General features: G+C 60.9%; 19 protein-coding genes. 3 read left to right on the top strand and 16 right to left on the bottom strand.

The annotated features are described in order from the left end of the window. Positions 1-4 precede the first annotated feature (4 nt). From ACW9IB_RS18850 to ACW9IB_RS18775, 16 genes are all read right to left on the bottom strand, one after another. Entirely contained in the window at positions 5-1,216 is a 1,212-nt protein-coding gene (locus tag ACW9IB_RS18850) for a sensor histidine kinase (RefSeq protein ID WP_457414877.1), read from the bottom strand. 110 nt (positions 1,217-1,326) lie between these two features. Further along, positions 1,327-2,802, bottom strand: coding sequence for a sigma-54 dependent transcriptional regulator (locus tag ACW9IB_RS18845; protein ID WP_457414875.1), 1,476 nt, complete (start codon positions 2,800-2,802; stop codon positions 1,327-1,329). Between the two features lie 170 nt (positions 2,803-2,972). Then, the gene (locus ACW9IB_RS18840) at positions 2,973-3,269 is read right to left on the bottom strand and encodes a flagellar protein FliT (protein WP_457366079.1); all 297 of its coding nucleotides are present in this window, start codon (positions 3,267-3,269) and stop codon (positions 2,973-2,975) included. A gap of 25 nt (positions 3,270-3,294) precedes the next feature. Next, positions 3,295-3,699 (bottom strand): flagellar export chaperone FliS, encoded by a 405-nt coding sequence (gene fliS / locus ACW9IB_RS18835; protein ID WP_457366080.1) that lies wholly within the window; start codon positions 3,697-3,699, stop codon positions 3,295-3,297. Positions 3,700-3,839: 140 nt separating this feature from the next. After that, positions 3,840-5,228, bottom strand: coding sequence for a flagellar filament capping protein FliD (fliD, locus tag ACW9IB_RS18830; RefSeq protein WP_457366081.1), 1,389 nt, complete (start codon positions 5,226-5,228; stop codon positions 3,840-3,842). A gap of 82 nt (positions 5,229-5,310) precedes the next feature. Then, on the bottom strand, positions 5,311-5,661 hold the full coding sequence (locus ACW9IB_RS18825) for a flagellar protein FlaG (RefSeq protein WP_457366082.1): 351 nt from the start codon (positions 5,659-5,661) through the stop codon (positions 5,311-5,313). Between the two features lie 75 nt (positions 5,662-5,736). Further along, the gene (locus tag ACW9IB_RS18820) at positions 5,737-7,158 is read right to left on the bottom strand and encodes a flagellin N-terminal helical domain-containing protein (protein WP_457366083.1); all 1,422 of its coding nucleotides are present in this window, start codon (positions 7,156-7,158) and stop codon (positions 5,737-5,739) included. Positions 7,159-7,434: 276 nt separating this feature from the next. Then, entirely contained in the window at positions 7,435-8,364 is a 930-nt protein-coding gene (locus tag ACW9IB_RS18815) for a ketoacyl-ACP synthase III (RefSeq protein ID WP_457366084.1), read from the bottom strand. Positions 8,365-8,646: 282 nt separating this feature from the next. Beyond that, entirely contained in the window at positions 8,647-10,245 is a 1,599-nt protein-coding gene (locus ACW9IB_RS18810; protein WP_457366085.1) for a flagellar hook-associated protein 3, read from the bottom strand. A 14-nt stretch (positions 10,246-10,259) separates the two neighbouring features. Next, a complete protein-coding gene (flgK, locus tag ACW9IB_RS18805) occupies positions 10,260-12,302 on the bottom strand; it encodes a flagellar hook-associated protein FlgK (RefSeq protein WP_457366086.1) in 2,043 nt (680 codons plus the stop codon). 10 nt (positions 12,303-12,312) lie between these two features. Beyond that, positions 12,313-13,572, bottom strand: coding sequence for a flagellar assembly peptidoglycan hydrolase FlgJ (gene flgJ, locus ACW9IB_RS18800; protein ID WP_457414874.1), 1,260 nt, complete (start codon positions 13,570-13,572; stop codon positions 12,313-12,315). Positions 13,573-13,582: 10 nt separating this feature from the next. Further along, positions 13,583-14,671, bottom strand: coding sequence for a flagellar basal body P-ring protein FlgI (locus ACW9IB_RS18795; RefSeq protein ID WP_457366124.1), 1,089 nt, complete (start codon positions 14,669-14,671; stop codon positions 13,583-13,585). 27 nt (positions 14,672-14,698) lie between these two features. Then, complete coding sequence (gene flgH, locus ACW9IB_RS18790; protein ID WP_457366088.1) at positions 14,699-15,394, bottom strand: flagellar basal body L-ring protein FlgH; 696 nt, start codon at positions 15,392-15,394, stop codon at positions 14,699-14,701. 53 nt (positions 15,395-15,447) lie between these two features. After that, positions 15,448-16,233 carry a flagellar basal-body rod protein FlgG gene (flgG, locus tag ACW9IB_RS18785; RefSeq protein WP_457366089.1) on the bottom strand — a complete coding sequence of 262 codons (786 nt, stop codon included), beginning with the start codon at positions 16,231-16,233 and terminating at the stop codon, positions 15,448-15,450. Between the two features lie 61 nt (positions 16,234-16,294). Then, the gene (locus ACW9IB_RS18780) at positions 16,295-17,035 is read right to left on the bottom strand and encodes a flagellar basal body rod protein FlgF (RefSeq protein ID WP_457366090.1); all 741 of its coding nucleotides are present in this window, start codon (positions 17,033-17,035) and stop codon (positions 16,295-16,297) included. A gap of 246 nt (positions 17,036-17,281) precedes the next feature. After that, the gene (locus ACW9IB_RS18775) at positions 17,282-18,847 is read right to left on the bottom strand and encodes a sigma-54-dependent transcriptional regulator (protein WP_457414872.1); all 1,566 of its coding nucleotides are present in this window, start codon (positions 18,845-18,847) and stop codon (positions 17,282-17,284) included. 256 nt (positions 18,848-19,103) lie between these two features. On the opposite strand from ACW9IB_RS18775, the gene phhA reads away from it, so the two are divergent. The 3 genes from phhA (at position 19,104) to ACW9IB_RS18760 (ending at position 21,543) form a co-directional block, all read left to right on the top strand. After that, positions 19,104-19,895, top strand: coding sequence for a phenylalanine 4-monooxygenase (gene phhA, locus ACW9IB_RS18770; protein ID WP_457366092.1), 792 nt, complete (start codon positions 19,104-19,106; stop codon positions 19,893-19,895). A 98-nt stretch (positions 19,896-19,993) separates the two neighbouring features. Continuing rightward, entirely contained in the window at positions 19,994-20,350 is a 357-nt protein-coding gene (locus tag ACW9IB_RS18765) for a 4a-hydroxytetrahydrobiopterin dehydratase (RefSeq protein ID WP_016976549.1), read from the top strand. Next, the gene (locus ACW9IB_RS18760) at positions 20,350-21,543 is read left to right on the top strand and encodes an amino acid aminotransferase (protein ID WP_457414870.1); all 1,194 of its coding nucleotides are present in this window, start codon (positions 20,350-20,352) and stop codon (positions 21,541-21,543) included. Before ACW9IB_RS18765 ends, ACW9IB_RS18760 begins: the two co-directional genes overlap by 1 nt. Positions 21,544-21,617: the final 74 nt, after the last annotated feature.

Here is a 21,617-nt window from a genome sequence, read left to right as displayed (position 1 = left end):
CTTTTTACTCCGCGCTTGCCGCGCCTGAAAACAGCGGCAACGTCATCAATGCACAAGTGCCGCGCCCCAGGCGCGAATGCAGTTGCAATTCTCCCTGATGAGCCCGTGCCACAGCCTTGACCACGGTCAGGCCCAGGCCAGTGCCGTTGGTCTTGGTGGTAAAAAACGGTTCGCCGAGGCGCTGCAACACGGCAGGATCGATACCGCTGCCGCTGTCACTGATGCACAGCCGCAGGGTTTGACCACGGCCGTACAGGTGCACTTTGAGACGCGCCCCCGAGCCGCTGGCCTGGACGGCGTTTTCGATCAGGTTGAGCAAGGAACCGACCAGGGTGTCGCGATTGCACAGCAACTCACCCACGTGGCTGTCGCACTGCCAGCGCACCTGGACGTCCTGGATATGGGTAGCAGCCGCCGCCTGCAACGCCTGCATCAGTTCGCCAGGGCTGACGCGATCGGTCAGCGGCAACTCCCCCCGGGCAAATACCAGCATGTCGCGCACCTGATGCTCCAGCTCGTGCAGGCGCTCTTTCAGGCGCCCGGCAAAACGCTGGTGCGTCGAAGCGGGCAATTGTTCATCAGTCAAATGACTGGCGTAGATCAACGCCGCCGACAGGGGCGTGCGGATCTGATGCGCCAAAGAAGCGACCATCCGCCCCAGGGACGACAGCCGCTCATGACGCGCCAACTGGTCCTGCAAGTGACGGGTTTCAGTCAAGTCATTGAGCAGCACCAGTTGCCCGGGCTCGGCGTCCAGGGAACGGGTGGCGATGGACAGGCGACGACCGTCCTTGAGCGAGATTTCGTGACCGTCGTCTTCACGCGGGGCAAAGCAGCGACTGATGACTTCGCGCCACAACTCGCCTTCCAGCGGCAGGCCGAGCATGTCGCTGGCTGCCGGGTTGGCTTCGCGCACACGGCCCTGGTCGTCGATGACGATCACACCGCCCGGCAACAGCGACAGCAGGTTTTGCAGACGGTTGGCCAGGCGCTCTTTCTCGGCCAGTTCTTGCATGCGCTGGGCGCTGACCACCGCCAGTTCGCCCTTGAGTTCCGAGACCCGGGCTTCGAGCAGGCTGTAGGAGTCCGTCAGTTGGCTGGACATCTGGTTGAACAGCGAAAAAGCCTGTTCCAGGCCATGGCGGCTGAGCTGTTCTACAGAAGGCGCAGGCCCCTGGAGATCAGGGACCGAAGATAGTTGGACGGCGTGGGGCATCATGCTCTCTCGCTTGGCTGACCGTCAGTGAAACGGTGCGTTGCGAGGGCTGTAGCAATACTTGTGCCGAAAAAAAACCGCTGATAAATCAGCGGTTTGAAAAACAGGCGTCAATCATCTGCCTGTTCATCGCCTTCTCGACGACTCATCCCGTATTTGCGCATCTTCTCCACCAGTGTGGTACGACGGATGCGCAGGCGTTCGGCGGCGCGGGCGACGATGCCGTTGGCGTCGTCCAGAGCCTGCTGGATCAGCCCCTGCTCCAGGTTGCCAAGGTAGTCCTTGAGGTCCAGGCCTTCCGGCGGCAGCATGGCGGTGGAACCGAAGTCCGGCGTGTGGCCATTGATGGCGACCCGCTCTTCCATGTCGCTGCGGATGCTGTCCACCAGTTGCTCGTCTTCGTCGTCGACGTAGCGGAATTTCTTCGGCAGCTCGACCACGCCGATCACGCCGTAAGGGTGCATGATCGCCATGCGCTCCACCAGGTTGGCCAACTCGCGGACGTTGCCCGGCCAGCCGTGTCGGCACAGGGACATGATCGCCGCCGAGTTGAAGCGGATGGAGCCGCGCTTCTCGTGCTCCATGCGCGAGATCAGTTCGTTCATCAGCAGCGGGATGTCCTCCACGCGCTCGCGCAGCGGTGCCATCTCGATGGGGAATACGTTGAGGCGGTAGTACAAGTCTTCACGGAAGCTGCCCACCTCGATCATGCTTTCGAGGTTCTTGTGGGTGGCCGCGATGATGCGCACATCGATGCTCTGGGTTTTGTTGCTGCCCACGCGCTCGAAGGTACGCTCCTGCAACACGCGCAGCAGCTTGACCTGCATCGGCAGCGGCATGTCGCCGATTTCGTCGAGGAACAGGGTGCCGCCGTTGGCCAGCTCGAAACGCCCGGCGCGGCTGGTGATCGCCCCGGTAAAGGCGCCCTTCTCGTGGCCGAACAGTTCGCTTTCGAGCAACTCTGCCGGGATCGCCCCGCAGTTGACCGGCACGAAGGGTCCGTCGCGACGCTTGGAGTGGTAGTGCAGGTTGCGCGCCACCACTTCCTTGCCGGTTCCCGACTCGCCGAGGATCAGCACGCTGGCGTCGGTATCGGCCACTTGCTGCATCATCTGGCGCACGTGCTGGATGGCGCGGCTGGTGCCGACCAGGCTGCGGAACAGGTTGGGTTCGCGGTGGCGACCACGCTCGCGGGCCTGGTCGTACATCTCGCGATAGACCTGGGCGCGGTGCAGGGAATCTAGCAATTTGCTGTAGCTGGGGGGCATTTCCAGGGTGGAAAGCACCCGGCGGCGCTGGTCTTCCGGCAGGTCGACAGAAGAAATTTCGCCCATTAGCAAAACCGGAAGGAACTCATCCCAGGTTGAGAGTGTCTTTAACAGGCCCAGAACTGCGCCAGGAGCGTTTACCGTCCCGATCAGCACACAAATGACTTCACGGCTCGATGACAATGAGCTGACCGCCTGCTGCCAATCATGGCTACCGCAGGGCAAATTTTCTTCGCCAAGAAAATTCAAAATCACCGCTAAATCGCGGCGGCGGACGCTATCGTCATCAATCAGCAGAATTTTGGTTTCACGCCACATGCAATAGCAACTTCCCTAGTTAACTCAAATGCCCTCGAATCGGGGCAATCTAGATAGCTGTAGGCATTTTCTGCGCTGCAACCGTCTGAAATCTGAAAACAGCACTAGTTAAGTCAAAAATGCGGGCATAGTCAAATATATGACGCACCGTTCGGATTAACTGGGCCCGTTCAGCCGAACAGATGGTAAACCTTTGACGCATTTTTAGCTCGGTTGATCAGCGACATCTCTTCAAAAATCGCCTGCCGCTCACCTGTGGTCACTTCCAGCAATTGCTGGTAGACCGCCAACAGGCTTTCGAGCTTCTCGCGCAGCACATCTTCGTCCACCGGCGCTTCGTTCAGCACTTGCTCGATCACGTTGCGGCATCCCATATCCAGTTCGCCAATGGCGTCCCAGTTGCGTTCCGCCAGCGCATCGATCAGGGCTTCACGGGTTTCATCAATGCGTTGAAGTGCTTGGCTCATGACGTGTTCCTCAAGGCGCTCGGCCTTATTGTGCTTCACCTTGTGGTGTTGCGATGGCATCCCAGCCCTCTTTCACGGTAATCAGCAAACGGGCGACTTCGTCGATCATGCTGGCGTCGTTGTGCAGATTGGCTTCCATCAAACGGTTGGTCATGTACGCGTACAGGCTTTCCAGTTGCTGGATGTAGGCAGGATCTTCACTCTTCTCGGCATCCAGGCCGTCACGCAGACCGATGATGATGTCGACAGCCTTGCCGAGCATCAGGCCCTTCTGCGCGATGTCACCCCGCGCCAGCGCACCCTTGGCCTGCGCCATGCGGTCGAGCCCGCCCTCCATCAGCATCTGCACCAGGCGGTGCGGGCTGGCTTCGGAGATCTGGGCGTGGGAATTGACCTTCTGGTATTGGCGAAGGGCTCGCATGGGATTCATGGTTCTACCTCGTGACAGGCGACAGCGAATAGGGTTTCAGTAACCATTATGTCGACGAGCTCACAAAAAACTTTAACCCGCCGGTCTTATCAACAACAAAGCCCAGGTCGCATGACCTGGGCTTTTTCATGCGCGATCAATCAATTGTTCTTCTGATTGTTCAAAGCGTTGAGCGTACCCAGGATGTTGTTACTTTGCTGACGCAACTGCGCCACCAGGGTGTCCATGGCGGTATATTTCCGGGTCAGGCTGGCGGTCAGGTCAGTCACATGCGCATCCAGGTCGGTCTGGTCCTGGGTCAATTTCTTCAAACTGTCCGACAGCGACGTGGAACGCGTGGCGAAGATCCCGGTGGTCGGCTTGGCGTAGTCGTCGGTCGCTGCCGTCATGCGTGCCAGCAGCCCGGTCTTGCCACTGAACATGCTGCTGATGTCCGCCGCGTTGGTCAGTACCGCCTTGTCGAAGTCCTTGTCGTTGAGTACCAACAGGCCGGTGGCCGAGTCGGTGCTCACGCCAAACTGCGCCAGAGACTTGAAGGCGCCCATGCCGGACTGGGCGTTGAACTCGTTGCGCAATGCCGTCTGCAGGGAGCGCATGTTCGCGTCACCGGTCAACGCCGCCGGCACAGAGTTACCGGCCGCGTCCTTGGTCACCTTGGTTTCGGCGTTCATGGCCTTGAGCAAGGCGTTGTAGCTGTCGACGAAACCCTTGACCCCGGACTTCAGCGCCGTGGTGCTGGTGGTGACGGAAATGGTCGTGACCGATTTCGTCGAGTCGGTGCTGCTCACGGGCGGCGAGACCGACAACAGCTTGATGCTCACACCACTCACCGCTTCGGTGATGTTGTTGGTCTTGGACGTGTACGCCACACCGTCAATGGTGTATTCGGCGTTCTGCGGCGTGTCGATCACGGTGTAGCCGGTGTCGATGCCTGAGTTGCCCGACAGCGTCAGGTCCGAGCCCACACCACCGGTGGTGGACGTCAGGACCATGCGCGAACCGGTGGAGTCCGTCACGATGTTGGCGCTCAGGCCGGAGGTGCCGAACTGCGTGTTGATGGAGTCACGCACCTGCTTCAAGGTCGCACCCGGCGGAACGCTCAGGTCGAACTTCTTGCCGGACTGGGAAATGGTCAACGTGGTGGCCGTGGTGCCTTTGTTGACGACGGTCGACGCACCGCCCGCCAAGGTAGCGGTCGACAGCTTGGAAGGCTGCGCGAGCTTGTTGACCACCAGGTTGAAACTGCCGTTGGCCGCCCCCGCCGCAGTGGTCATGGTCGCGACCTTTTCGTTCGACGAGGTACCGGTCAAGCCGCTGAAGCTGTTGTCGTCCGTAGTGCTCTTGAGATAACCACGAAAGGCGTCCAGCGCAGCCTGGATCTTGCCGATCGACGACAGCTGGGTGGTAGCCTTCTGCGACTGGGTGTTGATCTGCGTCTGCTTCGGCGCACTATCAGCAGCCACCAGGGACTTCACGATGCCCTGAATGTCGATGCCCGATCCAACACCGTTAACCGTTGTACTCGCCATCGTCTCTCTCCTAATCCAGTAGTTGCCGTTTTCTTGGCGAACAACACTTCAAGAAAATCACTGCAACAAGTTTCGTGCCAGTTCAGACCTTTTCGTCAAACAGCACATGGCTGGCAGTCGCCAGGCTTTGTGCGAGCTTCAAGGCCGTTTCCGATGGAATCTGGCGAATCACTTCACCGCTCTCGGTGGCGATCACCTTGACCACCACCCGGTGGGTCGTGTCATCAATGGAAAAATCCAGTTTGCGCTGGGCCGCTTGTACGAATTCGCGAATATCAGTGACAGCCTTTTCCAGGTCAGCCCGTTCAGGCTCAGCCGAGGACGGCGCAATCGGCTCGACCCTGGTCTTGTCTTTGTCTGCAACAACAGGGGTGGTCGCGCTTTGCGGGGCAACCGGTGGATAAGACGAGGCCAGCTTTACACTCATGTCCATGTCCAATCTCCTCTACAACTGAAAAGACGAAAGGGCACGTAAACGCGCCCCTCCGTCAGTTACCAAGCGCCGCTATTACTGAAGCAGTTTCAGTACAGAGGATGGCAGTTGGTTGGCTTGCGACAGGATCGCGGTAGCGGCCGACTGCAGGGTTTGTTGCTTGGTCAACTCGGCTGTTTCAGCAGCGAAGTCGGTGTCTTGTACAGTCGAACGTGCAGCGGTGGAGTTCTTCTGAATGTTGGTCAGGTTGTCTACGGTAGTGGTCAGACGGTTCTGAACAGCACCCAGGCCCGAACGTACGCTGTCGATGCCGCCGATGGCTTTGTCGATTACAGCGATGGCCGATTGCGCGTTGAAAGCGCTGGTCACGTCGGTTTGAGCAACCGAAGTCTTGGTCGAAGCAGCGGCAGTACCGGCAGCAGCGAACAGACCGGTTACACCAGCACCGTTCAGGGCGTAGCCTTTGGACGAGTCCAGGTTCACAGCGCCAGTGGCGATGATGCCGTCAGCCAGTGCAACACCGGCACCGTAGACGCCCGAACCGTTTTTGGTGGCAACAGTGATCGAACCGGCGTCGGTCGAAGCGCTGAAGGCCAGGTTTTCACCGGAGTCGGATTTCACCGACAGGGTGCCTTTGGATTCGTCGTAGTTAACGCTGATGCCCAGTTTGGCGGCGTTGGACTTCAGTTGGTCAGCCAGGCTGGCAGTGTCAGTCACACCGGTGAAGGTAGTGGCTTGACCACCGATGGTCATGGTGAAGGTAGCAGGAGCAGTCTTGGCAGCAGCGCCCACAGTGAACTGAGCTTCAGTGCTGGCGGAAGCGCTCAGGCCACCTACAGCGCCGTTCAGTTGGCTGGCGATGGTTTTGGCCGATGCGCCGGCAGCTACGGTGACGCTGGCAGTCTGGCCGTTACCGGTGACGCCGATCACGCCGCCTGCAACACCAGTAGCGCTAGGGGCAACGCCCACGCTCTTGATCTGCTGGGAACCGATGTTGTTGGCCGCAACGTTGTCCAGGGACAGGTTGATGGTTTCGTTGGCGTTGGCGCCGACCTGGATCGACTTGGTGCCGTACGAACCGTCCAGCAGCTTCTGGCCACCGAAAGTAGTGGTCTGGGAGATACGGGTCAGTTCCGAAGTCAGAGCCTGGTATTCTTCCTGGTTGGAAGTACGGTCGGCGTCGCTCAGGGAGCCGGTAGCCGAGGACAGAGCCAGGGTACGCATTTTTTGCAGAATGTCGGTCGAAGCCTGCATTGCGCCTTCAGCGGTTTGCGCGATGGAGATACCATCGTTGGCGTTCTTGACTGCCTGGCCCAGGCCGTTGATCTGGCTGGTCAGACGGTTGGAGATCTGCAGGCCGGCGGCGTTGTCTTTGGCGCTGTTGATGCTCAGGCCGGTGGACAGACGCTGCATGGAGGTTTGCAGCGAGCTGGCCGCTTTGCCAAGGCCGTTCTGGGTAGTGATGGAAGCAATGTTAGTGTTTACTGTTAAAGCCATGACGAAATCCTCGTTGGATGGATACTGCGGCTTCCGGCCCTGGCAACCGCCGGGTGTGGCCTGAGAACCTACGTAATAGTTATCGTCGTGGTGAGCGGTTGCTTGAGGGTTTTTTTGAAATTTTTTACTAGCACCGTGCCACCCCTTGAAATTCAAGGGTTTACACCGGCCTGAAACCCCGCATTTGCCGGTTTTTCTGGCGCCAAATAAAAAACGCCGATGACTCTTCAATCATCGGCGTCTTCATTTAAAGGTGCTGTTCAGCCTATCAGGCAGTCACGGACGATAGAGAATCGCCGATCCCCACGACAGGCCCACACCAAACCCGCTGACCGCGACCCGCTTCCAGGTCGCGTCCATCACGTGCTTTTCCAGCAGCAACGGAATGCTCGAAGACACGGTGTTGCCGGTCTCGACCATGTCCTTGATGAATTTGTCCAGCGGCGCGTCTTCGAAACGGCGCGCCACGGCATCGACGATCGCCGCGCTGCCCTGGTGGATACAGAACGCATCGATGTCTTCGGCCTTGAGCTGCGACTCATCGAGCAGCTCATGCAGGTGCGCCGGTACCTTGAGCAAGGCGAAGTTGAACACCTGACGGCCATTCATGAAGAACACCCCGTCGCTGACTTTCAAGTGCGGCGCGCCGGAACCGTCGGTGCCGAACTTGGATTTGCCGAGCAACCACGGCGCATCTTCACCCATCCAGGTCGCCGTGGCGGCGTCGCCGAACAACATGGTGGTGTTGCGGTCTTCCGGGTCGACGATCTTCGAATACGGGTCGGCGGTGATCAGCAGGCCGTTTTTCAGGCCGGCGGCTTCCATGAAGCCTTTCATGGCATAGATGCCATAGACGTAGCCGGAGCAGCCCAGGGAAATATCGAACGCCGCCACGTGGGTCGGCAGGCCCAGTTTGTCCTGGACGATAGCCGCCGTGTGGGGCAAACCCTCTTCGTCGCCGTTCTGGGTCACGACGATCAGCGCGTCGATGGACTCACGCTTCAAATCCGGGTTGTTGGCAAACAAAGCGTTGACCGCCTCGACACACAGATCGGAGGTTTCCTGCACCGCATCCTTGCGTGGCAGAAAGGCCGAACCGATCTTGCCGATGATGAACTCTTCATCCTTGGCGAATTTGGCACCCTGGGCGTAGTTATCGATCCCGTCGGCCGGCACGTAACTGGCGATGCTTTTTATGCCAATCATTGTGGCTTCCCAATACTAAATAGCTGGAGAACATCCCGCGAACAGGCTCGCCGGATGCTGACAATAAAAGGGGATGACCCCGCAAAAATCTCGCTGAAAGCCGCCAAACAAAGACCCGCAGGCGACTTATCCTTTTCGCACGATACAGTGAAGATGCGCTTTATGACTCACAGGTCACTCAATTCTCTGTGGTTTATTCAAAACCTTCAAACAATTAAGTCGCAAAAACGACAACGGCCCACCCCGTTTCCGGGGTGGGCCGTCGTTTTTGCGCGGTGAAAGTCACATTCTGCTGAACAGGGTCAGCTGGGAGATTTTCACGAAGGCCGCCTGAGAGGCTTGCAGCATGGTCTGTTGCAGCGTCAGGTTGATCGCCGCCTGCGCGGTGTCGATGTTGCCCAGGTCGCTCATGGTGCTGGTGTTGGCCAGGCCAATGCTCGTGTTTTCGGCGGTCTGGATATCCAGCGCCGCGGTCCGCGCACCGATGGAGCCACGCACGTTGTCGACCTGGGCCCGGGAGTTGGCAAGGTTGGCAACGGACGAGTTGATCACATCCTTGAGCTTGAGTGTCGCCGCCGGATTGCCGTCAGCCGGCTGCTCCAGGGCCTGGCGCAACTGGCTCAGGGTATCCAGTGCGTTCTGGGTCTTCTGGGTGCTGGCCGATACGGCGAACTGATCGCCCGCCTGCGGCGTGCCGCTGACGTCGAAGGTCACACCCGCCGCCGTGACCGTCGTCCCACCGCCGGTATCACCGGTGGCGATTGCCTTGCTGTTGGCGGTGTAGGGCTGGGCATACACCTCGTAGGCGGTGCCGCTGGTGAACTTGATCACCGCCCCGCTGTTCGCCGGGAACGTACTGGCGTAGGCGGCCTGGTTGGTCACCTGGGCGTTGGTCAACTGCGCGGTGGACGCGTTGCTGGCAGTGCGCGAGACCCCGAAGGTGTCCGGCTTGGCCGCCAGGCTGAAGGAACGCCCCCCGACCAGCGCATCGGAGTCCGGCCCGGGCGCGACACCCTTGAGGTCCAGGTTGATATCGAAGTTCACGCCACGCAGGCTCACCGTGGAAGCGCCTTCCTTGGTGGAGTCGAAGGTGCCGTTGCCCGGGATCTCCGACGTGATGTCGTTGCCGTCCTTGTCGGTCACGGTGTACTGCGTGCTGCTGGTGAAGGTCAGCTTGTAGGGCTGGCCATCGGCGAATTTACGCGTGTAATCGCTGCCCGACGTCACCAGGCCGGCCGACACCGACACTTTGTTGTCGTTGACCACCGGCGGCGCCGGAGGAATCGCTGGCTGAATCCAGGTCGCCTGGGTGCGGCCCGAGTTGACGGCGCCCGACATGATGCTCTTGCCGGTATCGCCCGCGCTCACTTTGAGCGTGTCGGAAACCTGCAGACTCAGCGGGGTTTCATCGCCCTGATAGGTGTAGGTACCGTCGCTGTTGCGGCTGTAGGGCGGCGTCGAAGTCTTGGAGCCGGAAAACAGGTAGTTGCCCGACGAGTCCTTGCTGTTGAGCAAGCCCAGCACCTGGTCTTCGAGGGCGCCGATCTGGCCGGCGATCGATTTGCGGTCCGCGTCACTGAGCGAGCCACCAGCCTGCAGGGCCAGGGTGCTGGCCGCTTGCAGCGCATCGTTGATCGAGTTGAGCACGCTTTCTTCGTTGGTCAGCGAGTTCTTCAGGCTGGTGATGTTGCCGTTGAACTGGCCAAGCAAGTCCTTCTGCTGTTGCAGCATCAGCAGGCGCGCCGCCGCCACCGGATCATCCGCCGCGGTTTCCACGCGAATGCCCGTGGTGGCCTGGTTCTGCGCCTTGACCACGCTGGAATAGTTATCCGAATACTTGGCGGTCGTCGTGTCGAAATACTGAGCGGTAGAAATACGCATCGTCCCAGGCTCCCTTAAAGGCTATTGATCAGCGTGCTGAAGGTTTCTTGCGCGGCCTTGATGATCTGCGACGACGCGGTGTAGTACTGCTGGAACTTGATCATGTCGCCCGCCTCTTCGTCCAGGTTGACCTGGGACACCGAGTTGCGTGCATCCTGGTTGGCCTTGAGCACCGCACCGGTCGCGGTGTTGTCGGTATTGGCCGAAGCCGCCTTGGCGCCCACGGTCGAAACCAGGTTGCTGTTGGCCCCGACCAGGCTCATGCCGCTGGCACCATCGTTCAGGCCGACCGTCGCCTTGGTCTGCAGGTCGAGCAGCGACTGGGCGTTGCGGTTGTCCGACTTGCCCGAGGCGTTGAACGAGAACGTGGTGCTGTCACCTTCGGACGGCGCACCGCCGACCGTGGTGTCGAACTTGAAGCTTTTCGCCGGCACCACCAACGCACCGTTGGCATCGCGCATCGGCACGTCGATGGTGATCTTGTTGCTCTGGCCCGGGATGATGCTGCCGGTGCCGATCGGGTTGCCCTGGGCATCGTTGACTGTGTAGGTCTGAGTGCCGTCGGCGGCAGGCTTGCCGAAGACCATCTTCACCGGCATCGAGTGCTCGATCCCGGTCCGCAGCTGCGCGGTGTCGGCGCCGCCGTGAATGTCGATTGGCACGGTCAGGGTCGGTGGCGTGAACGTCCCGGTGCCCTGGTTGGTCTTGCTGCCCTCGCCCAGCAACGGGCCGGCGAACGCGAGTTTGTTGGCGTCCTTCAGATCGGTACCGATATTGGTGGCCCCATTGGCGGTCGGGCTGACCTTGAAGCTGTCACCGGCGGCCATCGGCCCGCCGCCGTTCAGCGCCAGGGTGAAACCGTCGATCACCGGTGGCGGCGTGGTGGTCACGTCGAAGGCACCCATGGCCTTGCCGTCGGAACGCACCACGGTGTAGTTGTTGGCGCTGGTGAAGGTGACCTTGTAGTCGTAGGTCGACAGCTTGCTGGAGTCCTTGATCGTCACGTTCAGGTTGCCCGAGCCGGCACTGTTGCCGACGGCACCCTGGCTGCGCTGGGCGATGGCCGCGGCGCTGTTGATGTCCTTGAACAACGAGGAGCCGAACTCGCCGTTCAGGTCCAGGCCCTGGCCCAGCTGGCTGTTGATCGTCTCGGCGGTGGCAATGGCGATACGGCCCAGGTCATTGATGGCCGGCATCAGCATATCGCTGCGATAACGCAACAGGCCGCCAATGCTGCCGCCACTCAGTACGCTGCCGATGTCCACCGAGGTGCCACCGCTCATGTTGAGCTGGATGGTGTACTGGCTGGTGTCGCTGTTGCTCGGAACCGCCGAGATGGTATTGGACTGGTCGCCCAGCACCAGGGATTGACCGGTACCGGTGCTGACGCTGAACACGCCATTCTTTTCGCTGGTGGTGACGCCCACCAGCTCGTTGAGCGAACGCACGGCTTCGTTACGCGCATCCAGCAGGTTGGCCGGCGCGCTGTTGTTCGAGCCCTGGGCCTGGGTGATCTGTTTGTTGAGCGAGGCAATCGACGAGGTCAACTGGTTGACCTGATCGCTCATGGTTTTCAACTGGCTGTTGATCGTCTCTTTCTGCTGGTTCAACTGGCCGGAGATCGCGTTGAAGCGGTTGCTCAGGGTCTGGGCGCTGGTCAGCAATACCTGGCGCGCAGACACATCGCTCGGGTTGGCCGCCGAGGTCTGCACGGCGGCGAAGAAGGCGCTGAGCACCGAAGACATGCCGGTGGTCTTGTCCGACAGCGTCTTGTCTACCGCATTCGCCTGGGCCGCATAGGCCTTGGCGTCATTATTCAACGCAGTGCTGTTCTGATACGCCGCGTCGAGGAATTCGTTGTACACCCGGCGCACATCCGCCAGGGTGGTGCCGCTGCCGATGAACACGCCGCCATACGGGTTCGAGGCGCTGGCGTTCTGAGTGGTCTGCTGGCGCGAGTAGCCCGAGGTGTTGGCGTTGGCAATGTTGTTACTCAAGACCGACAGCGATCCTTGGGAGGCGTTGAGCCCTGACATCCCGATACTGAGCAAACTCATGGTTCAGACCTTATAAATGGGTGGTTGCGCCAACGGCAGCGTAATTCTGGTAACTGTTCATCGTTTTTGCGATCTGCGAAATCTTGCTGGCGTAGTCCGGGTCGGTTGCATATCCGGCTTTTTGCAACTCGCGTACAAACTGTTCCGGGTTGTCGGCTGACTTCACAACTTCTTTATAGCGATCATTGCTTTGCAGCAACGTCACCAGGTCGTGGAAGCTGTCCTGATAGGAGTTGTAGGAACGGAATTGCGCCGTCTCCTTGACCATCGCCCCATCGCGGAACTCGCTGGTGATCGCGCGCGCCTGGCCGCCCTGCCAACTCTGCCCGGCCTTGATGCCGAACAGGTTGTGACTGCTGCTGCCGTCCTCGGCGCGCATCACCGATTTACCCCAGCCGGTTTCCAGCGCGGCCTGGGCCACCAGGTACTTCGGATCGACCCCAATACGTGCGGCGGCGGCCTTGGCCATCGGCAGCATGGTGGCGACAAATTCGTCCTGCGAACTGAAGGCCTTTTTCGCCGGCGCCAGCGGTGGCTGGGCCACGGCACGCCCGTAGACCTGCATGCGCCCGCTTGGCACGGCAAAGCTGCGCGCGGCGCTGTTGATCACGTTGTCCTGGGCAGCGCTGTTACGCAGTGGCGCGGGCTGGGCGACAGCCGCATCGGTGCTCGGCACGATGCCGGCGAGCAGACGGTCGGTCAGCTTGCTCGGCAACGCGATTCGGCGCTGGTTCATCAGTTCCATGTCATTGCTATGGGAGGCCGCCGCGCCCGCCTGGGGCTCGGCCACGCGATACGCCCACAGCGGACGCTGGCCATTGGAGCGGCCCAGCGGTCCGTCGGCCTGGGTACCGGCGGCGATTTCCGTCGGCACATCGACCTTCTTCGCCGGCTCCGCGGCTGCGGGGCCCTGCAAGGTGGCTGCCTGGGCGTCCACCGGTTTGTTCTTCTGCATCTGGCGCATCAGCACGTCGGCCAGGCCGATACCGCCGCCCTCGCGGGACAACGACACCGCGAGCTGCTGGTCGTACATTTCCTGGTACTGCTTGGCGGCCGGCGTGTTCATCGGGTTGTCCTTACCCAACGCTTCGGTGGCCGAGCGCATCGACTTGAGCATCTCGCTCAAGAACAACGACTCGAACTCCTGCGCCACCTTGCGCATATTCGCTTCGCTGTTCTTGTCGCCCACCTTGAGCTGGTTGAGCCGGTTCAGGTCGGAGTAAGACCCCGAGTCCGCCGTGCTGCTGATCCCGCTCTTGCGCATATCCATGGCCACGGCCTCAAATCACGATCAGGTCGGCTTGCAAGGCGCCGGCCTGTTTCAGGGCTTCGAGGATCGCCATCAAGTCGCCGGGCGCTGCGCCCACCTGGTTCACCGCGCGGACAATCTCATCCAGGGTAGTTCCCGGGCCGAACTTGAACATCGGCTTGGCTTCCTGCTGGGCGTTGACGCGCGAGCGCGGCACCACCGCCGTCTGGCCGTTGGACAAAGGTCCCGGCTGGCTGACGATCGGGTCTTCGGTGATGGTCACGGTCAAGCTGCCGTGGGTCACTGCCGCCGGCGATACCTTGACGTTCTGCCCGATCACGATAGTGCCGGTCCGCGAGTTGATGATGACCTTGGCCACGGCCTGGCCGGGATCGACCTCGAGGTTTTCCAGGATCGACAGGTAGTCCACACGCTGGCTCGGGTCCAGCGGCGCGGTGACGCGAATCGAACCGCCGTCGATGGCCTGCGCCACGCCCGGGCCGAGCATGTCGTTGATCTTGTCGACCACGCGCTTGGCGGTGGTGAAGTCCGAACGGTTCAGGTTCAGGGTCAGGCTGTTGCCCTGGTTGAAACCGCTGGGCACGGTGCGTTCGACCGTGGCGCCACCCGGGATACGACCGGCCGACGGCACGTTGACCGTGATCTTCGAACCGTCGCGGCCCTCGGCGTCAAAACCGCCCACCACCAGGTTGCCCTGGGCGATGGCGTAGACGTTGCCGTCGATACCTTTGAGCGGGGTCATCAGCAAGGTGCCGCCACGCAGGCTTTTCGAGTTGCCGATGGACGAGACGGTGATATCCAGCACCTGGCCCGGCTTGGAGAACGCCGGCAAGTCGGCGCTGATCGACACCGCCGCGACGTTCTTGAGCTGTACGTTGCCTGACCCAGGCGGCACCTTGATCCCGAACTGCGAGAGCATATTGTTGAAGGTCTGCAGGGTGAACGGGGTCTGGGTGGTCTGGTCACCCGTGCCATTGAGCCCCACCACCAGGCCGTAACCGATCAACTGGTTGGCGCGCACGCCGGAGATGCTGGCGATGTCTTTCAGGCGCTCGGCCTGGGCGACAGCGCTCAAGGAAAGCAGGAGCGCCGCAGCCATCAGCTGTTTGAGTTTCAAAGTGGCCACCTAGAACGGGAACAGCGGGCTAAGGAAGAAACGGTCGAACCAGCCCGGCTGACTCGCATCAGCGAACGAACCCGTACCCGAGTAGGTAATGCGTGCATCGGCAATGCGCGTGGACGACACGGTATTGTCGGTGGCGATGTCATCGGCCCGCACCATACCGGCAATGCGCACCAGCTCGTCGCCGGTATTGAGGGTCATCCACTTTTCACCGCGTACGGCGATGATGCCGTTGGGCAGCACGTCGGCCACGGTCACGGTGATCGAACCGGTCAGGCTGTTGCCCTGGCCTGCCGCACTCTTGCCGTTGGTGGCACGGTCGCCGCTATAGCCCACATCCAGACTCAGGTCACCGCTGCCCAGCGGGTTGTTGGTGTTGGGCACGCCGCCGAACAGCGAGGTAAGGCCGATACCGGTCTTGCTGTTCTTGTTGATCTGGGAGTTGGCGTTCTTGCTGGCCTGGGTCTTCTCGTTCAGGGTGATGGTGATGATGTCACCGACCCGGAACGCCTTGCGGTCGCTGTACAGGTTCTGCTCGAAACCCGCCTGGTAGATCGAACCATTGTTGGCCGCCGCCGGCAGTGGCGTGCGCGGCAACACCGGCGCGTAGTACGGGTCATTGGGCTTTGGCGTCGGGGCGACACAGCCCGCGAGCACGGCAATCCCACTCAATGCCAGAACGGAAACATAGCGATTCATGACCCTTACCTCACGGTGTTGCAGGCGCCCTCAAGAGCGCCCCATAGACTTGATTACAGATTCTGCGTTACGAACGAAAGCATCTGGTCGGCGGTGGAAATCACCTTGGAGTTCATCTCGTAGGCGCGCTGAGTGGTGATCATGTTGACCATCTCTTCAACGGTGCTGACGTTGGAGGTTTCCAGGGTGCTTTGCAGGGTGGTGCCGAAACCGTTCAGGCCCGGGGTGCCGATCTGCGGCGCGCCGCTGGATGCGGTTTCCAGGAACAGGTTGTTGCCGATGGCCTGCAGGCCGGCCGGGTTGATGAAGTCGGCGGTTTGCAGGTTGCCGATCACTTGCGACGCCGGGTTGCCGGCCACGGTGATCGACACGGTGCCGTCGTTGCCGACGGTGAAGGTCTTGGCATCGGCAGGCACAACCACCGCCGGTTCCAGGGCGAAGCCGTTGGCGGTCACGATCTGGCCATTGGAGTCCAGGTGGAAGGTGCCGTCACGGGTGTAGGAAGTGGTGCCGTCCGGTTGCAGGATCTGGAAGAAACCACGGCCGTTGATGGCCATGTCCAGCGGCTGACCGGTCTGTTGCAGGTTACCGGCGCTGAAGTTCTTCTGGGTGCCGACGATCTGCACACCGGTACCCAATTGCAGGCCCGACGGCAGTTCGCTGTCCTGGGTCGACTGGGCGCCAGGCTGCTTCTTGATCTGGTAGAGCAAGTCCTGGAATTCGGCACGGTCACGTTTGAAGCCCGTGGTCGACACGTTCGCCAGGTTGTTGGAAATGGTGGTCAGGTTGGTGTCCTGGGCGGACAAACCGGTTTTGGCAACCCATAGAGCCGGAAGCATGCTGTTCTCCTTCGTGCGCCTGTTTGTTGGCGCCGCATCACAAATTAGTTAACGGGCTCGATCAGCTCATCTGCATGACGCGCGTCATGGCCTGGTCGTCTTCCTTGGCGCTGTTCATCATTTTGATGTGCAGCTCGAATTGCTTGGAAAGCGCCAGCACCGCCGTCATTTCTTCAACGGCGTTGACGTTGCTCGCCTGCAGGAAACCCGAGGTCAGCGTGACGTTTGCGTCGGCCTGTGCCGGCTGGCCATCCTTGGTGTGGATGGTGCCGTCCAGGCCCTTGTTCATGTTCTTGAGGTCGGGCTGGACCAGCTTGATGCGGTCGACTTCGGCCATGACCCGCGGCCCCTCGCCCATGGCGCGGATGCTCACGGTACCGTCGGAGCCGATTTCGATTTTCTGCTGGGGCGGCACGGCAATCGGGCCACCGTTGCCCATGATCGGCATGCCGTTGCCGGCCCGCAGTACGCCGAGCGCGTCGACGTTCATGCTGGCGCTGCGCACGTAGGCTTCGCCGCCGTCCGGGGTCTGCACGGCCAGCCAGCCGTTGCCGTTGACGGCCACGTCCAGGTCACGACCGGTTTCCACCATGGCACCAGGCGAGAAGTCAGTGGCCGGCCGTTCGGTCATGGCAAAGGCACGCGCCGGAAAGCTGTCACCGAACACCGGCATCGACCGCGCCTGCTCCAGGTCACGCTGGAAACCGTTGGTGGAAATGTTCGCCAGGTTGTTGGCGTGGGCCTTTTGCGCCAGAGCATTCTGGCTGGCGCCGGTCATTGCCACATAAAGGTACTTGTCCACACTCTTTCCTCTTTCTGACGGACGCTTGCCGCCCACCACGGTACTGATGAGGCTTAAGCAATTTGCGAACCAACTTTTTAAAAGGTGGAGAAGTCCAGGCGGGGCGGGGCTTTGCAGGCGGGTATGAAGAACTGATGGTCGAACGAGAGTCGAAAAAACGGCGGACTACTGCCGCCTGCGGCAAGCCCCGTCCTTGAAAACGACAAAGATCAACTGTGGGAGCAGGCAAGCCAGCTCCCACACTTTTTAACCGCGCTCAGACTTGAGAATTTCGTAATCGCGTAACTTGTTGGCGATGGTGGTGTGGGACACCCCCAGACGCTTACCCAACTGCCGACTGCTGGGATGCTCGGCATACAGGCTTTCGAGTACAGCTTTTTCGAACCGCCCGACAATTTCTTCCAATCCACCTTCAAGCGAGAAATCGCCAAGCGGCTGACGCACACCGTAGTCCGGCAAGCGAATATGCTCGACCTTGACCGTACCGCCATCGCACAGCGATACCGCCTGGAACAGTACGTTCTCGAGTTGGCGCACATTGCCCGGCCAATGGTAATGACTCAGCCGGTCCATCGCCGCCGGCGCCAGCCTGGGCAGCGGGCAGCCAATTTGCCGGCTGGCTTGATCGAGAAAGTGTTCGACCAGCGGCTCCAGGCCATCAAGGCACTCGCGCAGCGGCGGGATATGCAGCGACAGCACATTGAGGCGATGGTAGAGATCCTGACGGAATTCACCCCGGGCGCAGAGTTCGGACAAATCCACCTGGGTCGCGCAGATCACCCGCACATCGAGGTACACCTCTTCATCGCTGCCGACGCGACGGAAGCAACCGTCCTGCAGGAAGCGCAAGAGTTTCGCCTGCAAACGCGAACTCATTTCCCCCACACCGTCGAGAAACAACGTGCCGCCGGCCGTCAGCTCCAGGAGCCCCAGCTTGCCTTCGGCCCGCGCCCCTTCGAACGCACCCGGGCCGTAGCCGAACAGTTCGGTCTCGGCCATCGACTCCGGCAGCCCCGCACAGTTGAGCGCCATCAACGGCGACTGGCCGCGCGGGCTGGCCAGGTGACAGGCGCGGGCCAGCAACTCCTTGCCGGTACCGGTTTCGCCTTCTATCAAGAGAGGCGCATCCAAAGGGGCCATGCGCCGGGCTTCGCGCACCACGGCGGCCATGACTTTGGAGCTTTGGAAAATGCTGTCAAAGCCACGCAGCTCCTGCTTGCGCACATTGTAGATACGCTCCCCCACCCGGTCGGCACGGTGCAGCGTCAATACGGCACCGGCCATGGCTTCGCTGTCATCGTGCTCGGAAGATTGCAGCGGCGCGATGTCCGCCAGGAAAACGTCACCCTTGACCTTGACCCTCAAGCCATTGATCCGCGACTTGCTCCCGCGCACCAGCTCCGGCAAGTCGAAATCCTCGGCATAGCGCGACAGGGGAATGCCCGGCACCTCGTCCACCCGCACGCCGAGCAACTGCGCCGCCGCCCGGTTGGCGGCGACAATGGAGCCGCCCATGTCGATGGACAAGACCGGAAACTCCAGGGCACCGAGCAAGGCATTGAGCTCCATATGCCGACGCTCGCTGGGCATCAGCCCTACCCTTTTGACGCCAAATACCCCGGCAATCGCTTCGAACTGCGGGCGCAACGCCTGGAACTGCATGTTCACCAGGTTCGGGCAGAACAGGTAGATGGCGTTGCCGTGCTCACCGCCCACTTCGCCCTTGGCCACGTTGACGCCGTATCCCACCAACAGGTTGAGGATGTCCCGCAGGATGCCGATGCGGTTCTGACAGTGAACTTTGATTCGCATGAAAAAGGCCCGAAAGGTAGGAAGCGCCGCGTTTTTTGTGCTGAGGCGCAGATAAGCGTCAAGATTATGTGACAGGTTATGGGCATTTCCCAGCCCATCACAGAGACCAACTGCGCAACCGTAACGAATACTTTACGAAAAACGGTAAATATTCCTACGCATCCAGCCATTTGAGCAGTGGAATCCTGGCCCGCACCGGGTATCAATACAGGCATCGCAGGACATAAAAAGAACGAATGCCTAGCAGGAGAGCCGTATGAAGCAGACGCAGTACGTGGCCCGCGAGCCCGATGCGCAAGGTTTTATCCACTACCCGCCGGAAGAACACGCGGTGTGGAACACCCTGATCACTCGCCAATTGAAAGTGATCGAGGGTCGTGCCTGCCAGGAATACCTGGACGGCATCGACAAGCTCGGCCTGCCCCTGGATCGCATTCCGCAACTGGGCGAAATCAACAAAGTGCTTGCCGAAACCACGGGCTGGCAAGTTGCCCGGGTGCCGGCACTGATCCCCTTCCAGACCTTCTTCGAATTACTCGCCAGCAAGCAGTTCCCGGTGGCGACCTTTATTCGTACCCGTGAAGAACTGGACTACCTGCAAGAGCCGGATATTTTCCACGAGATCTTCGGCCACTGCCCGTTGCTGACCAACCCCTGGTTCGCCGAATTCACCCATACCTACGGCAAACTCGGCCTGGCGGCCACCAAAGAACAGCGGGTGTACCTGGCCCGGCTGTACTGGATGACCATCGAGTTCGGCCTGGTAGACACGCCTGCCGGTCGACGCATCTACGGTGGTGGCATTCTGTCGTCACCCAAGGAGACGGTGTACAGCCTGTCCTCCGAACCCGAACACCAAGTCTTCGACCCGCTGGAAGCGATGCGCACGCCGTATCGCATCGACATCCTGCAACCGCTGTACTTCGTGCTGCCCGACCTCAAGCGCCTGTTCGAGGTGGCGCAGGAAGACATCATGGGCATGGTCGAACACGGCATGCAGCTTGGCTTGCATGCACCGAAGTTTCCACCCAAGCCCAAGGCTGCGTGAACCTTACATCTTGAGGCCAGGTGAGTCTGTTCCCTGGCCCCGCGTTGCTTTAGGGTGACGCCACTGACCTTCATACATTCGAATTCAGGACACCCCACATGACCACCTTGAACCAAGCCCACTGCGAAGCCTGCCGCGCCGATGCCCCGCAAGTCAGCGATGAAGAACTGCCGGTGCTGCTCAAGCAGATCCCCGACTGGAACATCGAAGTGCGCGACGGCGTGATGCAGCTGGAAAAGGTCTTCCTGTTCAAGAACTTCAAATTCGCCCTGGCCTTCACCAATGCCATGGGTGACATCTCCGAGGCCGAAGGCCATCACCCGGGCCTGCTCACCGAATGGGGCAAGGTCACCGTGACCTGGTGGAGCCATTCCATCAAGGGCCTGCACCGCAACGACTTCATCATGGCTGCGCGCACCGACGAAGTGGCCAAGGACGCCGAGGGCCGCAAGTAATGCATTTCGATGCCATTGGCCGCGTGCCCGGCGACCCGATCCTCGGGCTGATGGACCTGTATGCCCAGGACACCAACCCGAACAAGTTCGACCTCGGCGTGGGTGTGTACAAGGATGACCAGGGCCTGACGCCGATCCCGCATTCGGTGAAAGTCGCCGAGCAGCGCCTGGTGGACACACAAACCACCAAGACCTACATCGGCGGCCACGGCAACACCGCGTTCGGCAGCTTGATCACTGAGCTGGTCCTCGGTGCCGACTCGGCCTTGATCGGCGAACGCCGCGCCGGCGCCACCCAGACCCCGGGCGGTACCGGTGCCCTGCGCTTGAGTGCCGACTTCATCGCCCAGCACCTGCCGGGCCGGGGCGTGTGGCTGAGCAACCCGACCTGGCCGATCCACGAAAGCATCTTTGCCAAGGCCGGGCTCAAGGTCAGTCATTACCCCTACGTGGGGGCGGACAATCGTCTGGATGTGACGGCGATGCTCGCGACCCTGTCCAGCGTGCCCCAGGGCGACGTCGTGCTGCTGCACGCCTGCTGCCACAACCCTACCGGTTTTGACCTGTCCCGGGATGACTGGCGCCAGGTCTTGCAGATCGTGCGCGAGCGCCAGTTGCTGCCACTGATCGACTTCGCCTACCAGGGTTTTGGCGACGGCCTGGAACAGGATGCCTGGGCCGTGCGGCTGTTCGCCGCCGAGCTGCCGGAAGTGCTGGTAACCAGTTCCTGCTCGAAGAACTTCGGCCTGTACAGCGACCGCGTCGGAGCGCTGATCGTATGCGCGAAAGATGCCGAGAAGCTGACCGATGTGCGCAGCCAACTCGCGAACACCGCGCGCAACCTGTGGTCGACGCCACCGGATCACGGCGCTGCGATCGTCGCGACTATCCTCGGCGATGCCGATCTCAAACAGGTGTGGGCCGGCGAAGTCGAAGCCATGCGCTCACGAATTGCGCAGTTGCGTTCCGGGCTGCTGGAGGCGCTGGCGCCCCACGGTTTGGCCGAGCGCTATGCGCATATTGGTGCGCAACGCGGGATGTTTTCCTACACCGGTTTGAGTGCCGAACAGGTGAAGCAGTTGCGGGAGAAACACAGCGTGTACATGGTCAGCTCAGGCCGGGCGAGCATGGCCGGAATTGACTCGACGCGGCTGGGGTTGCTGGCTCAGGCGATCGCCGACGTCTCCAATTGAAGAAACCGAATCAAAACTGTGGGAGCGGGCTTGCTCGCGAAAGCGGTGTGTCATCCGACACATCAGGTGATTGA

The sequence above is a fragment of the Pseudomonas sp. SDO524_S393 genome (genome assembly GCF_054071875.1).
The sequence above is the reverse complement of the archived record's forward strand: the minus strand, read 5'-3'. Positions and strand labels throughout refer to the sequence as shown.